This is a genomic window from Bacillus sp. DB-2 (assembly GCF_003315125.1).
GTDB classification, from domain to species: domain Bacteria; phylum Bacillota; class Bacilli; order Bacillales; family Bacillaceae_G; genus Bacillus_A; species Bacillus_A mycoides.
Genome location: NZ_QNRN01000012.1, coordinates 155,931 through 173,468 on the forward strand (window position 1 = coordinate 155,931; position 17,538 = coordinate 173,468).

Below are 17,538 nucleotides of genomic sequence, written 5' to 3' on the forward strand. Positions count from 1 at the left end.
ATTCATAAATTATCATAAGCCACATCATAAGGAGAGTTTTAGGTGTGTTGTGGCTTACGATGTTTAAGAAATTAATATCAATAAATTGTTAAAATAAGGAATGGAAGGTGATAGGGAATGGCTGATATTTTAATGCTTGTATCAGGGAGACATTATGTAGAAAATGAGGTGTTCCAAGTAGAAAATCATTATTTATCTTTTGGCGCTGCAGTTTTAGAGAAGCATAATTATGACGTCAAAGTATATGATTTTAATTTGAACCCTCAAGAATATAATATTCAAGATTTGATTAATGAGAAGCCCAAACTAATTATTGTATTTACACATCTAAATAGTTATGATTGGGAACCTAACAAAAAATTAATTGAATTAATAAGTAAAGAAGAGGCTTTTAAAGAGACACATCTCTCTCTTTGGATCCAAAGCCCAAATCATTTTCATGAATATCTTATAGATGGAATAGTAGATTCTCTATATTTAGGTAATATTGGTGAAGAACAATCAATTGTGAGATATGTCAGTAGTGTTTTGGAGAATTGTGTGAAAGATTCTCCAGCCACTGTATTTTTACAAAATGGATCTATTAAAATTAATAAGCCATTACCATTATCAAGCCAAGAAGAATTGAATGAGCTACCTTACTACAAAAGATATCAATTTGAAAACTTAAAGAAAGAAAAGAAGCCATTCAACAATTTACTATGTCTTATTCGAAGTAGCTATGGATGTTATGGGAAGTGTACGTTTTGTCAGGTCCAGTCCTTCGCAGATTTTTACGAACGTTATAATTGGAGAATTATGTCACCAGGGCGCGTAGTAGATGAGATAGAAAATGTAAATAAAGAGTATGGTGTGAAATTTTTTTACTTTGGTGATCCACTATTTATTGGACCAGGAAAAAAGGGGAAAAAATACGCAAAAGAAATTGCGCGAGAAATTATGAGGAGAAATATAGATGTCAAATTTTTCCTTTACGCGCGTGCTGATACTGTAGATGACGAAACAATCAAAATACTAAAAGAAGCAGGATTAACTACCATACTGTTAGGCTTAGAATCATTTAGCCAAACGCAATTAAACAGATATACCAAAGGAACAAAAGTAAAAACTAATATGCGAGCGATTGATATTTGTAAGAAATATGATATATATATACATCCTGGATTTATATTATTTGATGCTGAAACAACCATTGAAGAACTAGAAGAAAATATTGTGAATCTTAAAGAAATTTGTAAGACTAAAGGATGGCTATTTTCTAAACCTGAAAAATTGATAGGTGGGGTGCTTTTTGTTACTGAAGGAACACCATCCCATCTTGAATACACAAAAAAGGGATTTCTGTATAACCAAAGTGCTGAACATATTGAAAATGTTGATAAACATGCTCTAAAGCGAAATCATAGCGAAGCTTTTATTTATCAAAATTCTAAATTGGCTACAATTGCTCATGCATGTGGACTTGTTCGAGGTGAAATAGGACGCCAAATATTAATTAATCAAAAATATAGAACTAGTTGCTTAAAGCGAATTTCTGAAAATCCAAATCATCAACAATCTCATGAAGAGTTAAAGAAATTAATAGAGTGGAATAAATACCTAGCTAAATTTACAGTAGAAACTTTAAGTTATATAGTCGAACAACTAAAAGATGAAGAAGAACACGAAATAAAACAATTTGAAGTTTTAGATAGTGTATGGGAAAGCTTCATGAAATATAATACGTATTTTCTTGGAAAAGAAAAAGCTCTTATACATAGCTTAGAAAAATATCAAGAGATAAAAAGAGAATATGTAACTAATTAAAACAATGGTTACATGGGGTGAAGTTTATGAAAAAGTATATAGCTTATTCAAAAATAGGAATAAAGCAACAGTTAGTATATAAAGGTGATCTTTGGCTAAATGTATTTGGGATGATAATAGCCTTTGTCCTTTGGATCTTTTTTTGGAAGGGATTATATCAAGGAAAAGAACAAATCGATGGAATTTCAATTAGTCAGATGATTACGTATATGGCAATATCATATGCAATATTAATTCCACAATTACATAGTATGCGAATGCGACATCCATTTAATGAGAAAATTAGAAATGGGAATATTGTCTTTGATATTTTAAGACCAGGTAATTTTATAAGGAAACTTTTTTTTGAAAGAATAGGTACAGTTTTAATCTTCTTTTTCTTTATTGTACTTCCAATTTATAGTTTTGTAGTGTTTTTAAGTACTGGGTATATCCCGGAAGCTAAAGTATTCTTATCTTTTTTAGTAGCTACAATAATTAGTATACTTGTAGGTTTCTTTATTAATATTAATTTTTGTCTGCTTATGATGAAATATGTTGAAACAAGTGGAGTTTGGGTACTTTTTAATTCACTGACGTTTTTTTTGGGAGGAATGCCTTTTCCAATTTGGATATATCCAGAAAAAATACAATATGTAATACAACTATTACCACTTAAATTTTTATACTATGTTCCAACAAGTATATTTAATGGAATTATATCGCAAGAGGACGTACTTTCAGAATTAGTGACAGGATTTATATGGATAGTAGTGTTATATATTACAAATATAATTTTATGGAGAGTAATGTTTAAAAAGTTGATAATTCAAGGGGGATAGTAATGTGAGGTATCATTTAAGGTTGTTTTTTACATTGAAACTAGCTCACTTGAAAGGCCGATTTTCATTTCATTTTAACTTTATACTTGAGCTGATAGGGGTATTTTCGTCAGTAAGTGTTTGGTTATTTGGCATAAAATTTGCGATGGTTAAGTATGGAACAATTGGAGGGTGGGAATTTTCGGAAATATTGTTATTGATTTCATTATTCTATATGTCATGGGCAATAGCCTCGATTTTTTGTATTCATGTGGCAACTTTAATTTTTGAAGTAAGAGATGGCAATTTTATAAAATACTTAATTCGTCCAATTTCACCACTTTATTATTATATTTCAAGTAATTTACCCATAAGTACGATTGGTGTTGCTTTATCCTCTATCATTATGTTTATATGGGGAGCTTTATCTATAGGTATAAATTTTACAATAATAGATGTTATTTTCTTAATATATAGTACTATCGGTGGAGCAGCTACAATTGCAGGTACATTTATTTTAAACTCTAGTATGGCTTTTAAACAAATAGATACTACTGAAACATTTGAGAATACAATTGGGGTATCAAAAGAAATGAGTAGATTTCCACTGTTGATATATCCTTGGTATCTGAAATGGATTCTTGTTTTATTAATCCCATATGGGATAGTAGCGTACATACCGATTCACTTTATATTAGGAAAACAATTGGTAGATTTTCCCGATATATTAATTGGTATATCTCCAGGATTGGGTTTTTTCTATTTAATATTCACATGGAAAATATGGAATTTAATGTTACGAAAATACGATGCAACAGGATCATAGTATAAAAGAGGAGTGTGTTACTATGAAGGTCATTCAAGTGAAGAACTTGAGTAAAAGCTATAAGGTACCAAAACCCACAACCAATAAAATTGAAAAAGCAATGAGTTTATTTTATAGAAAGTATAATCAAATTGATGCTGTCAAAAATATTAGTTTTGATATTGAACAGGGAGAAATAGTTGGTTACATTGGGAAAAATGGGGCAGGAAAGTCTACGACTATTAAGATGTTAACAGGTGTTTTAATGCCATCAAACGGTGCTATTGAGATTAATGGTTTTGACCCTTACATTGACAGAAGAAAAATATCATCAGAAATTGGAGTTGTTTTTGGTCAAAGGACACAACTTTGGTGGGACCTTCCTCTTATAGATTCTTTCAAACTTTTAAGAGATATATATGGAATATCGGAACAAGAATTTAGAAGGAAAATATCACAATTTGATGATGTTTTAAACTTGCAGTCGCTTTTAAATAAGCCGGTTCGTCTTATGAGTCTTGGCGAAAGAATGCGCTGTGATATAGCAGCTAGTTTGCTACATAATCCAAAGGTATTGTTTTTAGATGAGCCAACAATAGGATTAGATATTGAAGCAAAAGAGGAAATCAGAGAGTTTATAAAGATAATGAATCGTGAAAAAAAGGTCACTGTTATCCTTACAACACATGATATGTCAGATATTGAAAAGCTTTGTAGTAGAATTATGTTTATTGATGATGGACAAATATTTTTTGACGGTAGTCAAAATGAGCTTAAAGAACTATACGGGGGGATGAAATCTATAAATTTAATTACTCAAAACCCTGTTATCATTCCAGATGAATTTAGGGATGTTTTAGAAATTAATAAAAAATCCAATTATAATATAGAAATTTTTTATTCTAAAAAAGATTTAGAAATATCTGATGTTTTAATACCTTTCTTTGAAAGAAATATTATACAAGAAATGGAGGTTTCAGAAGAAAATATTGAAAGAGTTATCTCTAAATTGTTTAGAAGCTTGGATGCAGCTACTACTAATAATATGAAAATTAGTTAGGAATGATTTTGTTGAAAGATAATAAAATAATGCATATGCCATATAAAGAGTTATTAGATTTCTCACCAAATAGTCACCAACAATTATATAGTTATGTTGATCATGTGGAAAATTTACTTTCTGAAATTAAAGAAGCTCATATTGATATTTATTATAATTTTGCTAAGGATGAGGAAGTTGATATTCAAAAAACAAGAAGACTACAAAAAATTAAAGCCGAATTAATTAATTCAAGTGGTTTTTATAAAAATATAGTAGAGTGTAAATTTAGTAATATAGATGTAAATGTGAAACAGAAAGTAAAGGCACTTAAAAGGTTATATGTTGAACAGCAAGTTTTGAACTCTGAATATTTATTTAGAGTAGAAAAAAAAATAAATTTAATAGCTAGTAATCACTATAAAAAAATAAAACTTACTGTAAATCAATTTGAAAACGAGATGAGATTTCAAGCCAGCGCTTTAAAAAGAAAATGCTTATATGGAAATTTACCTATGATGGGGGGAGAATTAGAGAAGCATATTAAAGAGCTAGTTCAGACTCAAAATCAAATAGCAAAAGAGAATAAATTCGATTTTTATTCTAATTTATTATTAGAAAATCAGGGGATGGAAATCCCAAAACTCAAGGCGTTAATAATGAGTTTTGAAGAACGGACTCGAGAGCTATATACCTATTATTATAAAAAAGAATCTGATAATCTTGGCTTGAAAAAAGTAAGACATTTTGATTTGATGCATTTATTTAGTAGAAAAGAATTTGAACACCCATTACTAAATATAGATTCAACAGAAATAATATTACAAATAAAAAACTTTTTATCTGATTATGGATTTTTGAAAAATAAATCAAATATTCAAATAGAATATTTGGGTAAGTCGAATTTTCCTGCGGTCACAATGTTTAAGAATAAATTTGAGATTAAAATATTAATAAACCCTTCATTGAAAAATCTAAATATTCTAGAAGTTATCTTTCATGAATTTGGTCATGCCCTTCATGCAGAATATATAAGGTATGATAATTTCTTATTTCAAGGAGAAAGTACAGCCTTTACAGAAGGGATGGCACAAACAATAGAATCCCTGGCTAAGAGTCGTGAATTTTTACTTCATTATATAGGACTAAGTGAAAATGAATATTATGAAGCCCTTGAAATATGGAATAAGTACTATTTATTATTTATTAGGCGCATCTGTTCAGCAGTTATGACTAAAATTGAGATATATGAAAATGGTGGCGAGAATATAAATCAAATAAAATTTGAAAATGATCTTAAATTTCTGCTAGTAAATCAGGATATAAATGAAATGAGATGGAGTTACCAGGAATTAATTGGAACTAAAAACCAATATTCTGAAGCAAGACTCATAGCATTCTTTATTGCAAGGTCAATTGAAAGTCAATATAGAGAATTGAATCAAAATAATATAATTAAATTTCGAGACAGCCTAATTAATAGTCTTTGGATACCGGGTGGTTCAATAGAATGGACTGAAAAAATAGAGGAAGTTTTAGGGAATACATTATATATTCCTTCTAATGGGGGATTAGAACTTGGGAGAGGTGAGAACAGTGTCTATTAAGGGTAAAAATATATATTATATTTTAACTGGGGCTAGAAAATCTAAGGAGTCTTATCGATATATAAAGGAGTTATCGGATTTAGGTGCGAATGTATTTGTTATTTTAACTCCTTCTGCGCATCAGATGGTAGATTTAGAGTTGTTAAAAGAGGCCAGTGGAAACTTCATCAGAGATTCATTTGATAAAAAAGACGGTGAATCACTTCCGCTTGAAGATTTAATAGTTATTGCACCTGCAACATATTCAACAATAAACAAAATAGCAGGAGGAATTGCTGATAATTTTGCTACTTCTTGTATTGCAGCAGCAATTGGAAGAAATACACCTATTTATTTAGCGCCTTCAATGAATATTGATCTATGGAGAAGTCCAATTTTACAACAAAATCTTCAAAAATTAATTAAAATTGGTGTGAAAATGATCCATCCTAGAATAGAAGGGTCTTACTGTACGATGGCGTTCGGTGAAAAGGTAAATGATAGTATAATATATGATTTTAATAAAATTAGATTTAAATCAATTCAGGTATTGAATGATGATACAGATGAATCTTTCACTTGGCATCGTACCATAAAGAATGTATATGAAGAATTTAAAGAAGTAGGTGGAAAATTAGTTACGTATGGTTTAACTAATGGTTCAAAGGGGTGTATTAGTAAAAGAGTAGAAAAAGGATTTGTAATCACTTCCTCAGGATGTGAGCTTGGAAATATTAAAATGGAAGAACTTGTATGGGTACAACATGTAGATCATTTAAATAATGAAGTATATTGGAAAGGCATTAATTCACCTTCGAGTGAAACACCTTTGCACTATGAAGTTTATGCTAATACTGAGATGAAATCTGTCATACATAGTCATTGTCCGTCTTTAACATACGCAACTTTTTTAGATAGATATCGAAGCAATTCATATTTAAGATATGGAACTTTCCAATTTGGGAAAGGAATTATACATAAAATGCAATCCCTGCAAAGTAATTTTGCCATTGCTAGAGATCACGGTGAGATAGTGGTAGGGAATACATTAGAAAAGGCCATAGAACATTTAATTAAAATACAATCAGACAGTAGTAGAGAGCTAGAACTAGTATGATGAATTTTTCAATAATTATTACGGGGAAAGAATTGTTTACTGGAGTACGTGATGAAAATGGTTATTGGTTAACGAACTATTTTTCAGGCTGCGGTTATAAGTGTCAAGAAATTAGAATTATTAATGACAAAATTGAATTAATAAGAAAAACTATAATTGATATTTCTAGATGTAACGATTTCGTGATTATTACAGGTGGGATGGGAGGGAGTGATTTGGACGTTACAAGACAAGTGGCTTTGGAACTATCTAATACGCCACCAAAGATTTTAGGGAAAATGTATAGGGATCAAATCAAAAAATGTTATTCAAAATGGAATTGTAGGTGGCCTAGAGGGATTTCTAAACAGCTTGTAGTGCCAAAAGAAGCAGAAATATTCTTAAATGATTTAGGAACTTCGCCAGCTTTTTCAATTTTTATTAATAGTACGATGCTTATTTTCTTGCCAGGGGTACCGAAAGAAGTGAAAAATTTAATTGAAACATCAATTAGTCAATATATATCTATCAAATACAAACCGTATTTAACTGTGAAAGAAATTCATAAAATAGAAAAAAAAATTGAGGGAAAAGCTGAACTAGAGGTTAATAAGAGTTTAAAAGAGCAAGGATGGTTCAATGATAAAAATGTAGATGTACTATTAAGGGTAATAAATAACCAAATAAAGATAACTCTAACCATATACAAGCACCATGAGTATTACAAAAAGAAATGGGAGGACTTTATTTATTCTTTAGAAGGGGGATAAGATGATTGACGACTTAAAAAAATTATTAAATGGAATGGTAGATGAACCAATAGAATCTATTCAATTAGCTAAAGGCAGTTATTCAAATCAAGCTTTTAAAATTCAGTTAAAAAATAAAATTCTCTACCTATGGTTAAATAAGTATCATATTTCACATAAAAAGAAACGCCAAATTTTCATGTTGGAGATCTTAGGTGAAAATGGTCTAATTGTTCCTAAGATATTGCAACATGGGAATTTTCAATATAATAATCAATCTACTGAATTCATACTTACAGAAGGGATGAAAGGATCTAATTTAGGAATATATTTAGAAAATAATGTAGAGAACTTACCAAGAATCTTTTTTAAGATGGGGAAGACATTAAAAAAGATTCATTCTATTAGGACAAATGAAAAAATCGGTTATATAAATGCTTCTACAGTATTCAACTGGAAAGATTTTCTAAGGATACGAATAGATAAATGGATATGTGAAATAAAGAAACAAAGAATTTGTATAAATGGTATGTCTAATTATTTAGTTGTTCTTAGAAAGTATTTTCATTATTTAATAGATGAAATGAGAGAATCTAATAATTTAGCTCTCTTACATGGGGATTTTTATCCAAATAATATCGTAGTTGATTTTGCCTCGGAAGAAAGAATAGGTATTTTGGATTTTGAATGGTCCTTAATTGGAGATCCTATATATGACTTTAGAGTTCTGGAAATGTTTATCTTTCCTCAATTTAAATATAAAGAAATATTTTATCGAGGATATGGTATAAATCCTGAAATTTTTCAAAAAAACATGCTTATATATTTGCAAATATATAAGTTGGAATTGGCGTATCTATTAATTTTATCTACCCCAAACAGAATAAGTGAGTCAATTGAATTTATCCAAGAACTCTATAATACTGCTATAAAATTTATAAGTAAGGAAGATGGAGAAGTATGGAGTATATCGAATTTATTGAATTTATAAGGAGAATTATTAAAAAGGCAGGAAAAATGTCATTAGAAACTAAAAAAAATTTAGAAGTAACAAATAAAGGGCTGAATGATATTGTTACGAGTATGGACAGAGATATTAATTGTTTTTTAGAGAGTAGCATAAATAGGTATTATCCAAATCATAACATAATCTCAGAAGAGAATAATACAGATTTGAGTGTGGTACAGAATTCTAATTATTCTTGGATTATTGACCCTTTAGATGGAACAGTAAACTATGTACATCAAAAAATAAATTTTACAATTGCCATAGCTTTATGTAAAAATAATGAACCTATGATTTCGGGAATTTACGATCCTTCTAGAGATGAATTTTTTTATGCTATTAAAAATAAAGGGGCATTTTTAAATGATAAAAAAATTTTCATGAAACATGAAAACTCGCTACAAGAGTGCTTGCTTAATGTTTGTTGGAATCAAAAAAACAATCCATTTAAACAACCATTTAACGTACGAGGAATCAGGCAATTAGGAAGTGCATCTTTAGAATTAGCTTATATTGCGGCTGGTAGATTAGATATATTTTTATATGACAGGTTACAACCCTGGGACTTTGTAGCAGGAAAATTGTTGATTGAAGAAGCAGGGGGTATTATAACAACAGCGTATGGTAAGAAACTTACTATCAATAATAAAAGCTCAGTATTAGCCACTTCTCAATCTATCTATCAAGAACTAAATAATTATATGAATTTAAAAACTGTGGAGGAATAGAAATGCAAAGAGCAGTTATATTTGATTTTGATGGTATTATTTTTGATACGGAAAAACATGAATATAAAAGCTTTAAAGAGCTATATAAATGTTTTGATGAAGAGTTTCCAAAAGATTTATGGTTAAACAATATAGGCTCACGTCACAAAACTAATCCCTATATGTTTTTAGAAAAAAAATTAGGTTACAATGTAAATATAAAAGAATTACATAGGGAACGTAAAAAGTTGTTCTATTCTTTATTAAGCGATGAAAAACCTAGAGAGGGTGTGAAAGATTTACTAATATCGTTAAAAGCTAGCAACGTGAAAATAGGTTTAGCATCTAACTCAGACATAGATTGGGTACTTAGTTTTTTAATGCATTTAAAATTATTAGATTTTTTCGATATTATAAATACTGCAAATGATGTAACGAATTTTAAACCTAATCCTGAAGTCTATATAAAAACTTTATCTGAATTAAATGTTTCTGCTTCTAATACGATTGCTTTTGAAGATACTCCAATAGGTTTAGAATCAGCTTATAGGGCCGGATTAAATTGTATTGTGATACCAACAAAATTAACGAAAAACTTATTGTTTAACCATGCACATGTTAAATTCGATTCTTTTTTAGAGTTTAATAAAGAAAATTATTTTGAACGCGTGTATATTTGAATTGCACCCTTTGTGTGAACAAAGGGTGCAATTTCAATTATGCAAGGACCCTTTTAGCCAATTTCGCGCTCGATACGCCCCAACAGGAATTTGAATAAGTGACGTTTCTTTTCCAACATCTATCCCGTACAATTGATCGCATGAATTTGTATCGAAACTAAGTAAAGGATGCCCACCCATTCCCATCGCAGTCGCTGCAAAAACGAGTTTATGAACGAGCATGCCAGCTTCCATTTGATGAATTCGATATCCTCTATAACCTAATTTATTTTTATAGTAATCTTTATTTCCGATTACATGTAGACAAAGTGGTACTTGAAAAAGATTTACGTTATCCATCGTCATACTGGATTGCAGAGAATAACGAAGGTCTCCGTACCGAAGTGGCTGTATGGAATGTGTCCTACTGTTATAAGCGTAAGCGCCGTTTTCTATGTCTTTTACGTTATAAAAGCATCCATATAGTGAGACTCGTGCGTTTTCATTTACATACTTGCCATCAAGGTCGTTGTAATAAGGGAAGGAGAGGCTCGCTTCTTGTAGTAAAGTAGCGAGCTCGGCTGCATCCCATTTCGTTAAAATGAAGTCAGAATCAGGTGAATATCGTTTTTTACAAAGTTGTAAAAAATCATATGATAAACGTTCCACTTTAGGTAGCTGCATAGCGTGTGCACTATATTGTTGTCGTTCTTCACAGGTAAATGTTTGGAAGTGTTCTGTTGATTCAATCATAGATGCCGCGTTTATTTTTTTTATCATCGGATATTCATCTACATATTTTGAGCGAACGAAATGCTCATGTGTTAACGGCGGGATTTGCTGCAACAAGTCATGAGAAGTAATGGTTTTATTTTTACGATGATCATCATGAAACCAATCTGTATTCGGTTCTGTACTTAAAGGAATAACAGCATACACACTTTCTTCACCTTCTGACAGTCCAAGTAAATGATTCATTGCCCGATCTAGAAACTGAAAATATACACCATTTGTATAACCAAATTGTTTTGCGCATTCAAGTAATTGACCGATGAGAACACCGCTATCTAATCCTTGAAGACGATACGAAAAGTTATTGTATTTAAAGAAGTTTTTCCAAAACATAGTGGATACAAATGCAGCACCAAAACAAGAATGTATGTTACAACGATTGCCGAGTGCTTCTGTAAGATAAGAATCAAAATTTCCTTCACGAAGTAAGATAAGACGGTGGTGCGCGGCGTCGTAATGGTAAATGCCGTCTGGATAATGATCAATTTTTAAATACATATATAATTCATTTGGATATAAAGCACCCCCAGAAGGGATGAATCTTCGAAATAGAGTCGTTGTTTTATTATTTTCTAGGTTAGTAGTAGGCTGACATAATTGTGTTAAACCAAATGAGTACCAAAGATAATGACCGATTTCCTCTAAGGTAGGTTCAGTAGAAGAATTCCGCAAAGTTAATGGGATTTCTAAAGAGAGAGGGATTACTGGTAAATTTCGATATAATTTATAAGGAAGTGGTGCGTCTTCCCAGTCAATATCTTTATCGGACGACATAATTTCATTAATAGAAAAATGGAGATGATGTAAAAAAGTATCAGGTTGCATCAAATTTCCCCCTCACTATGAATTATGGAAACGGATGCGGATGTGGATTTAAACTTTCATTCGTTAAAGGCTCAGCCCAATATCCAAGTGTCATCGGTACGGTATACACTCTATCCAGTCCTGTAACCCGAGTGAGATGGTGACCGAACGTCATCGGTAACATGCCTGGAATAATTACTTTTACACAATGTAAGCCGTTCTTTTCTATAAGGGGGACCGTTTGATCTACAACAATTACTTCAAGTCCAGATTGATGTAACCTGTTTAAAAGTTGATGAAGATCAGATGTTAAATCCACATCAAATGATTGTAATGCATTCATTTCTTGGAACGTTTGCACCGGAGCATCATCACGTAAAAGGAAGTGAAGACGTTCTTCCGCTTCTTTCAATCCATACAGCATACTATGGTCTTCCATTTGCGAAACAAGATATGGATCTTGTAAACAGTTTTCATATTTCTCTCTTTTTTGTTCAAGCTCTTCATCTGTTATAAGTAACATGCCCGCTATTTCATGAATTGCATTTTTTACAGCTCGAATTGGTTCCATATGTGCGCCGCCAGCACAGACGAGATTCATACCATCTTGCCTTGTATTTTTCGCAATGACCCATATGCTCGGAATACCATGTTCCATCGTCGCGTTGAAAACGTATAATTCATATCCAGTAATTGTGCGTAAGCGTTCAATCATTAATTGCAATTCAGTATCATTGGCTGAACTAAGATCGAGACGGGGAAGAGGTAATTCGGCATACCAAGTGAGCAAAAAGGCGTCACGCTCTACAATTTCTAAAATGCCGTGAAAAATTGCTTCTTCTAAACTACCACCAATGGCACATCCATTTGATGTTTCATACACGAAAGCATCTCTATGACCAAGGCTATAATAAGCGATTGATTCTGGAACTAGAAGGGGCCTGCTTTGTAATAAAGAATATCCCCATACCCAGTTTTGCTCATAATCAGGATCAAACGGCTTAAATGGAAAACTATCACGATTGTAATGTTCATTTGTATGTACACCAAGTGTGAGGGGATTCAGTGCAACATCTTCTAGCTCACGAAAACTGCCATGTACATTTGTTTTTTTTCCACGAGGCGACATACCGCAATAGCGTTCTAATCCTTCTAAAATAGCGGTTGCTTCACTAAGTGAAAATGAATGAGTCCGGCCCGCGACACCTTCATTTCCAAACAGTAACGGCATGTTTATAATGACATCAGCAAACGGTAATAAAGAATGTTGCATTTGGCCGTTTAAAATACCAGTCCGGTAATCTAAATAGTCTCTCGATAAAAATGTGTTTAGCTCATGAATGGAACGACAGCGATACGTTTCAGTACTCGTTTTCAAACTTGGTTGTAAAGAAATTTGCGCTGCATCTGCTGTATCGTCAGGCAAATTGCTGCATACCGGACAGAGAGGGTCTGGAAGAAACGAATTCCGGGTACATTGTAACGTTTGTAAGTCCAGTAAAATGAGTTCGTTTTCTAAAGAAGAATATCCATGAGCTAATATTTTCTCTGTTTCAGCATGAATGAGCTGGCACATTTGTAACATTCCATTTTGGGTGGCGCGTACATCACGCCTCGTCACGTTCTCTGCTTTTAATGCATATTTTCGTTGTAGTTCCCACATTTCTCTTTGATCAAAGCCAGCTATAAACCGGCGTCCATCAGCGCAGTGGGAACATCCAGTTGTAAGAGGCTTCACGTAAGGACCAATAATACCTTCACCAAACGAAGTAAACGCGCGAAGCCACGGAATATTATTTGAGCGAAAGATAAGCTCAGCATCATGATGTACGGAAGAAGGAGACCCGTCATGTAAAACGAGAGCAAGATGAATGTTTTCAGGAAGAGCTTCTGTAATTGTATGCTGGCGGATGAGTGAATATTGCTTACACAATTGCTCATGTACATAGTCTGTGAGTAGGCCATCTCCTATAAGTAGTATGTTTTGAGTCATTGGTCATCCTCCTTTGCAATTAATACTCCATATACACCGTCTAAGCTGTCTCTTAAAAATGACTCAATAGCTAAATCAAAAACGAATGGATACAAGTTGTTTTCCGCTAAATTTTGCAAAGCAACTTGTAAAGACTGTACGCCTGGAATTTCTTCCTCTTCTTGTATTGCTACTCTAACAGAATCCGTACTATATAAAACAATGGATGATTCCGGTAACATATTAGCTTTATAAGGAATCTCTTCATTTTGAATATGAAGGAGTGCCTGTTGCAGAGCATTTCTTAAAGCGAGTGTTATATTAATATTTGCCGCACCATACCATCTATCATTAATACCGATCCAAACGACAGGAAAACCAAGTAACTCCTCACTCATTCCTACTTTAGGTATTTCATGAATTGTAGAGAGAGCATCGTAGTAAAACCTACAATGTTTATCATGAATTTCGGTTAAATCAAGCTCTGTAATCTCTTCTAGCATATGTGATTGGCGTTCATATAACTTATTATTTAAATGTTTTTGGAGTGCTCGGTATACACCTTCTGTCATCGTTTCCCCAGCACCAATACCGATATCAGTATGTTCGGGGATAAGACGATGAATCATTTCAGCTACATATGTTTCAACTCCTGTTAAACCAGCTTCGCGGCGTGCTTCATTATGAGTTAATCCACCGCAAGTTATAGTAGGAAGGGGAGAGGTAGGTCCGTCTGATAATGGATTTGCAACTTGAATATTGCACTGTGATAAAGGCAATTGGTGTAAATCTTGTTCATCCCACATGTGGAATATGCCAGCTTCTTTAGAAGTTAACGTATCAAAAAAACGAAAAAGTTCAGTTGAAGTATATTGTCCGGAACGTTGGGCAAGGTTTTCTTGAAGATTTTGCACCGTATCAATTGTAAAGATTTCATCGGTTGCGAGAAGATGTTTTATGAAAGGGTGCCACTTTCCTTCAAGTGTTTCCAAGTTTAATAAAAAGAATTGAGGATTATGCTGCCTATGTGAATCTTCAGCGACATGTTTAAATAACTCAAAAACGATAACATTTGCTAACATTGCAGATGCAATTGGTGAGAAAGGTTCAGGTGGATTTTCACTTTGTAAAGTAGTTTCGTGTAGACGATGCCAAGCTGATTCCCAGCATTCTTCACGGTCTCTGGTTACGACGGGTCCAGCTAAACCAATTCTTGATAAGCAAATAGCTGGTATGAAATTTTTCTTAAATTCTCTACAAATAGTATGGATTGCTCTTAAACTTTCAATATCTCCATTTTGGGAAACGTATAAAATCCAGTCGAAAGGCTCGAATACTTCATGTAAAGGGCGATCAATTGTAATATCTATTTCTTGAATAAGTACATTGTCATCATTTGCATATGCACGTTCGCTTAGTTCATGAATTCGATCGTAGTTTGTTTCAGCACGATCTGTAACAAGATAATGGAATGTAGGTAAACCAGATTCTAATAAAGAAGAAACTAGGGAAGTAAGCATATCGCCAGAACCAATTATAAGCACATTTGCGGCGCGGTACGTTTCGAATTTTAAAGCGCCTGAATGGGAATCAGCTTCTAAAAACTCAATTTGCGAAGCATATCTGTCGAGTAATGCACTGTTTAATTCGTGGGGAGCATCTTGGCTTACATCACGAATAAAACCATTTTCATATAAAATCTCTCCAATTTCAAATACACGATTTTGATAGGGGAGAGGGAGACCATCGGTTATTTCTGTCAAAGAATGATTACCGTTAAACATAGGCATTAATTTCTCAATCCAGTCATAAATTCCATCACCATCCATACGGAATGAACTGGAGTTATTTCGAAAGTAAACACCCCCGTTTGAATCGGGGAGGAAGAAAGTATCCTTATTTGCTTTAAGTTTTGCATGAACTGGAAGGTTATTCATGTTTATCCCCCTTACGTTTTAGGCATACATTGTTAGTCTATGTAGTGTGATTTGTCCCGTATGAACGCAAAAAAAGCTGTAGAATGATGTATTCTACAACCTTTATATATTAGATTATTAATCTATCATGCCTTTCGAGAGGACTCCCACCTCTAAACGTAAGCGAAGGTGGTGAGGTGAATCGAAAGAAATATTTTATTTTCAAGAAAAGAGAGAAAACATACGTTCTCTTTTGCTGTAATATCCTTAACAAGGAGGTGAATAAAATGACAAAGGAAAATCCATCAAACTATAAAACTCTTCAAATTTGGATTAAAAAAGGGCATCGTATGTATTCTTATTTTCAAGAATGTTGTCATAACGCTAAGAACATGTACAACACCACAAACTTTTATATACGCCAGGTGTACACTGGATTAACACAAGAAAAAGAGTTGCAGCCTTTGCAAAAAGAAGTTCTGGATAATATTCATAAAAATATTGGTAAGATGAATGACACACAACTCCTGGCCTATCAGAAGAAATTGGAAAAAGAGAAATTAAAGCCTAAAGAAGAACAGAAAGAGATTAAATGTAATTTGTTTTCAGAACCTAATTTTGAAAAACCTTATGTAGATTACAACTTTCTAGATGCACTATTTAAGGCTATGATTCAAAATGATTATCGAGCTTTGCCTACGCAATGTAGCCAGTCAATCATGAAAGGGTTGTTCCAAAATTGGAAATCTTTTTTTGCTAGTTTAAAAGACTATAAAAAGAATCCAAACAAATATGCTGGAATGCCTAGGATCCCAAAGTATATTCGTTCTTCTGAAAAAGAGATTCTGTATACAAACCAAGATTGCATCATTAAAAACGGTAGATTTTTAAAGTTTCCAAAGACGAAATTACAATTAAATATTGGGAAACTAGGTTTCACTGAAGGTAAACTGAAACAAGTTCGTGTGATTCCAAAATACAATGAATATGTAGTGGAATTGGTAATTGATGTTCCTTCTGAACAACAAATTATTGAAGAGAATGCTCGTTATATGAGTATTGATTTAGGGATTGATAACCTTGCAACCATCGTAACAAACACAGGTATGAAACCTGTCCTTGTTAAGGGCAAACATGTCAAAAGCATAAATCAATATTACAACAAAATGAAGAGTCATTTTACAAGCATTCTTAGAAAGGGAAAACAAACTAATGAAGGACCTTTTACTTCTAAAAGGATAGAAAAACTTCATCAAAAACGTTACTTGAAAATAAAAGACGTCTTCCATAAAGTTAGTCACCACATCGTAAAACTAGCTCAAGAAGAAGAAGTTTGTAAAATCGTTATTGGTCAAAACAAAAGTTGGAAACAAGAAACGAATATGGGAAAAAGAAATAACCAATCGTTTTGTCATATCCCGCATAATTTACTGATTCAAATGATTACATACAAAGCAAATGCTGTAGGCATTCAAGTTGTTGTAACTGAAGAATCATATACATCGAAAGCAAGTTTTCTGGATAACGACTTCATTCCAACGTATGGAGAAAATGACCAAAATACAACTTTTTCAGGAAAACGAATAAAGCGCGGCATATATCGTTCAGCAAATAAAACTTTAATTAATGCAGATGTAAATGCTGCGGCTAACATTTTACGAAAAGTAATCCCAAATGCATGGACAAATGGGATAGAGGGGTTAGGCGTGAAACAGCTCGCTAATGTGTTAACTCCCTTGACGTTAATCGTCCGTTAGGTCGAAACGTTAGAAACCCCCACTTCAAGCTTTGCTAAGTGGGG

At 32.6% G+C, this 17,538-nt stretch carries 14 protein-coding genes; 11 read left to right on the forward strand and 3 right to left on the reverse strand.

What is annotated here, in order from left to right:
* The first annotated feature begins 117 nt into the window (after positions 1–117).
* From DET63_RS20755 to DET63_RS20800, 10 genes are read left to right on the forward strand one after another with little or no spacing between them, the layout of a single operon-like run.
* The gene (locus tag DET63_RS20755; protein WP_113937718.1) at positions 118–1,806 is read left to right on the forward strand and encodes a B12-binding domain-containing radical SAM protein; all 1,689 of its coding nucleotides are present in this window, start codon (positions 118–120) and stop codon (positions 1,804–1,806) included.
* 26 nt (positions 1,807–1,832) lie between these two features.
* A complete protein-coding gene (locus tag DET63_RS20760) occupies positions 1,833–2,627 on the forward strand; it encodes an ABC transporter permease (RefSeq protein ID WP_113937719.1) in 795 nt (264 codons plus the stop codon).
* Between the two features lie 4 nt (positions 2,628–2,631).
* The gene (locus DET63_RS20765) at positions 2,632–3,432 is read left to right on the forward strand and encodes an ABC-2 family transporter protein (protein WP_113937720.1); all 801 of its coding nucleotides are present in this window, start codon (positions 2,632–2,634) and stop codon (positions 3,430–3,432) included.
* A 22-nt stretch (positions 3,433–3,454) separates the two neighbouring features.
* Positions 3,455–4,471: an ABC transporter ATP-binding protein gene (locus tag DET63_RS20770; protein ID WP_181777942.1), complete on the forward strand. Its 1,017-nt coding sequence runs from the start codon at positions 3,455–3,457 to the stop codon at positions 4,469–4,471.
* An 11-nt stretch (positions 4,472–4,482) separates the two neighbouring features.
* Positions 4,483–6,057 (forward strand): hypothetical protein, encoded by a 1,575-nt coding sequence (locus tag DET63_RS20775; protein ID WP_113937722.1) that lies wholly within the window; start codon positions 4,483–4,485, stop codon positions 6,055–6,057.
* Positions 6,038–7,153, forward strand: a complete 1,116-nt coding sequence (locus tag DET63_RS20780; RefSeq protein ID WP_235661788.1) for a class II aldolase/adducin family protein — start codon at positions 6,038–6,040, stop codon at positions 7,151–7,153. Before DET63_RS20775 ends, DET63_RS20780 begins: the two co-directional genes overlap by 20 nt.
* Complete coding sequence (locus DET63_RS20785) at positions 7,150–7,902, forward strand: molybdopterin-binding protein (RefSeq protein ID WP_113937724.1); 753 nt, start codon at positions 7,150–7,152, stop codon at positions 7,900–7,902. Before DET63_RS20780 ends, DET63_RS20785 begins: the two co-directional genes overlap by 4 nt.
* Position 7,903: 1 nt before the next feature.
* Positions 7,904–8,872, forward strand: a complete 969-nt coding sequence (locus DET63_RS20790; protein WP_113937725.1) for an aminoglycoside phosphotransferase family protein — start codon at positions 7,904–7,906, stop codon at positions 8,870–8,872.
* Positions 8,842–9,615, forward strand: coding sequence for an inositol monophosphatase family protein (locus DET63_RS20795; RefSeq protein WP_113937726.1), 774 nt, complete (start codon positions 8,842–8,844; stop codon positions 9,613–9,615). Before DET63_RS20790 ends, DET63_RS20795 begins: the two co-directional genes overlap by 31 nt.
* A gap of 2 nt (positions 9,616–9,617) precedes the next feature.
* Positions 9,618–10,274, forward strand: coding sequence for an HAD family hydrolase (locus DET63_RS20800; protein ID WP_113937727.1), 657 nt, complete (start codon positions 9,618–9,620; stop codon positions 10,272–10,274).
* A 33-nt stretch (positions 10,275–10,307) separates the two neighbouring features.
* On the opposite strand, the gene DET63_RS20805 is transcribed toward DET63_RS20800, so the two are convergent.
* Genes DET63_RS20805 through DET63_RS20815 form a run of 3 tightly spaced genes read right to left on the reverse strand, consistent with a single transcriptional unit; the run spans position 10,308 to position 15,758 of the window.
* Entirely contained in the window at positions 10,308–11,870 is a 1,563-nt protein-coding gene (locus DET63_RS20805; protein ID WP_113937728.1) for a SagB family peptide dehydrogenase, read from the reverse strand.
* A 22-nt stretch (positions 11,871–11,892) separates the two neighbouring features.
* Positions 11,893–13,842 carry a TOMM precursor leader peptide-binding protein gene (locus tag DET63_RS20810; RefSeq protein WP_113937729.1) on the reverse strand — a complete coding sequence of 650 codons (1,950 nt, stop codon included), beginning with the start codon at positions 13,840–13,842 and terminating at the stop codon, positions 11,893–11,895.
* On the reverse strand, positions 13,839–15,758 hold the full coding sequence (locus DET63_RS20815) for a putative thiazole-containing bacteriocin maturation protein (RefSeq protein ID WP_113937730.1): 1,920 nt from the start codon (positions 15,756–15,758) through the stop codon (positions 13,839–13,841). The genes DET63_RS20810 and DET63_RS20815 overlap by 4 nt, the downstream gene beginning before the upstream one ends.
* A 266-nt stretch (positions 15,759–16,024) precedes the next feature.
* Between DET63_RS20815 and DET63_RS20820 the strand changes: the two genes are divergently transcribed.
* Positions 16,025–17,494 (forward strand): RNA-guided endonuclease InsQ/TnpB family protein, encoded by a 1,470-nt coding sequence (locus tag DET63_RS20820; protein WP_113937731.1) that lies wholly within the window; start codon positions 16,025–16,027, stop codon positions 17,492–17,494.
* Positions 17,495–17,538 lie beyond the last annotated feature (44 nt).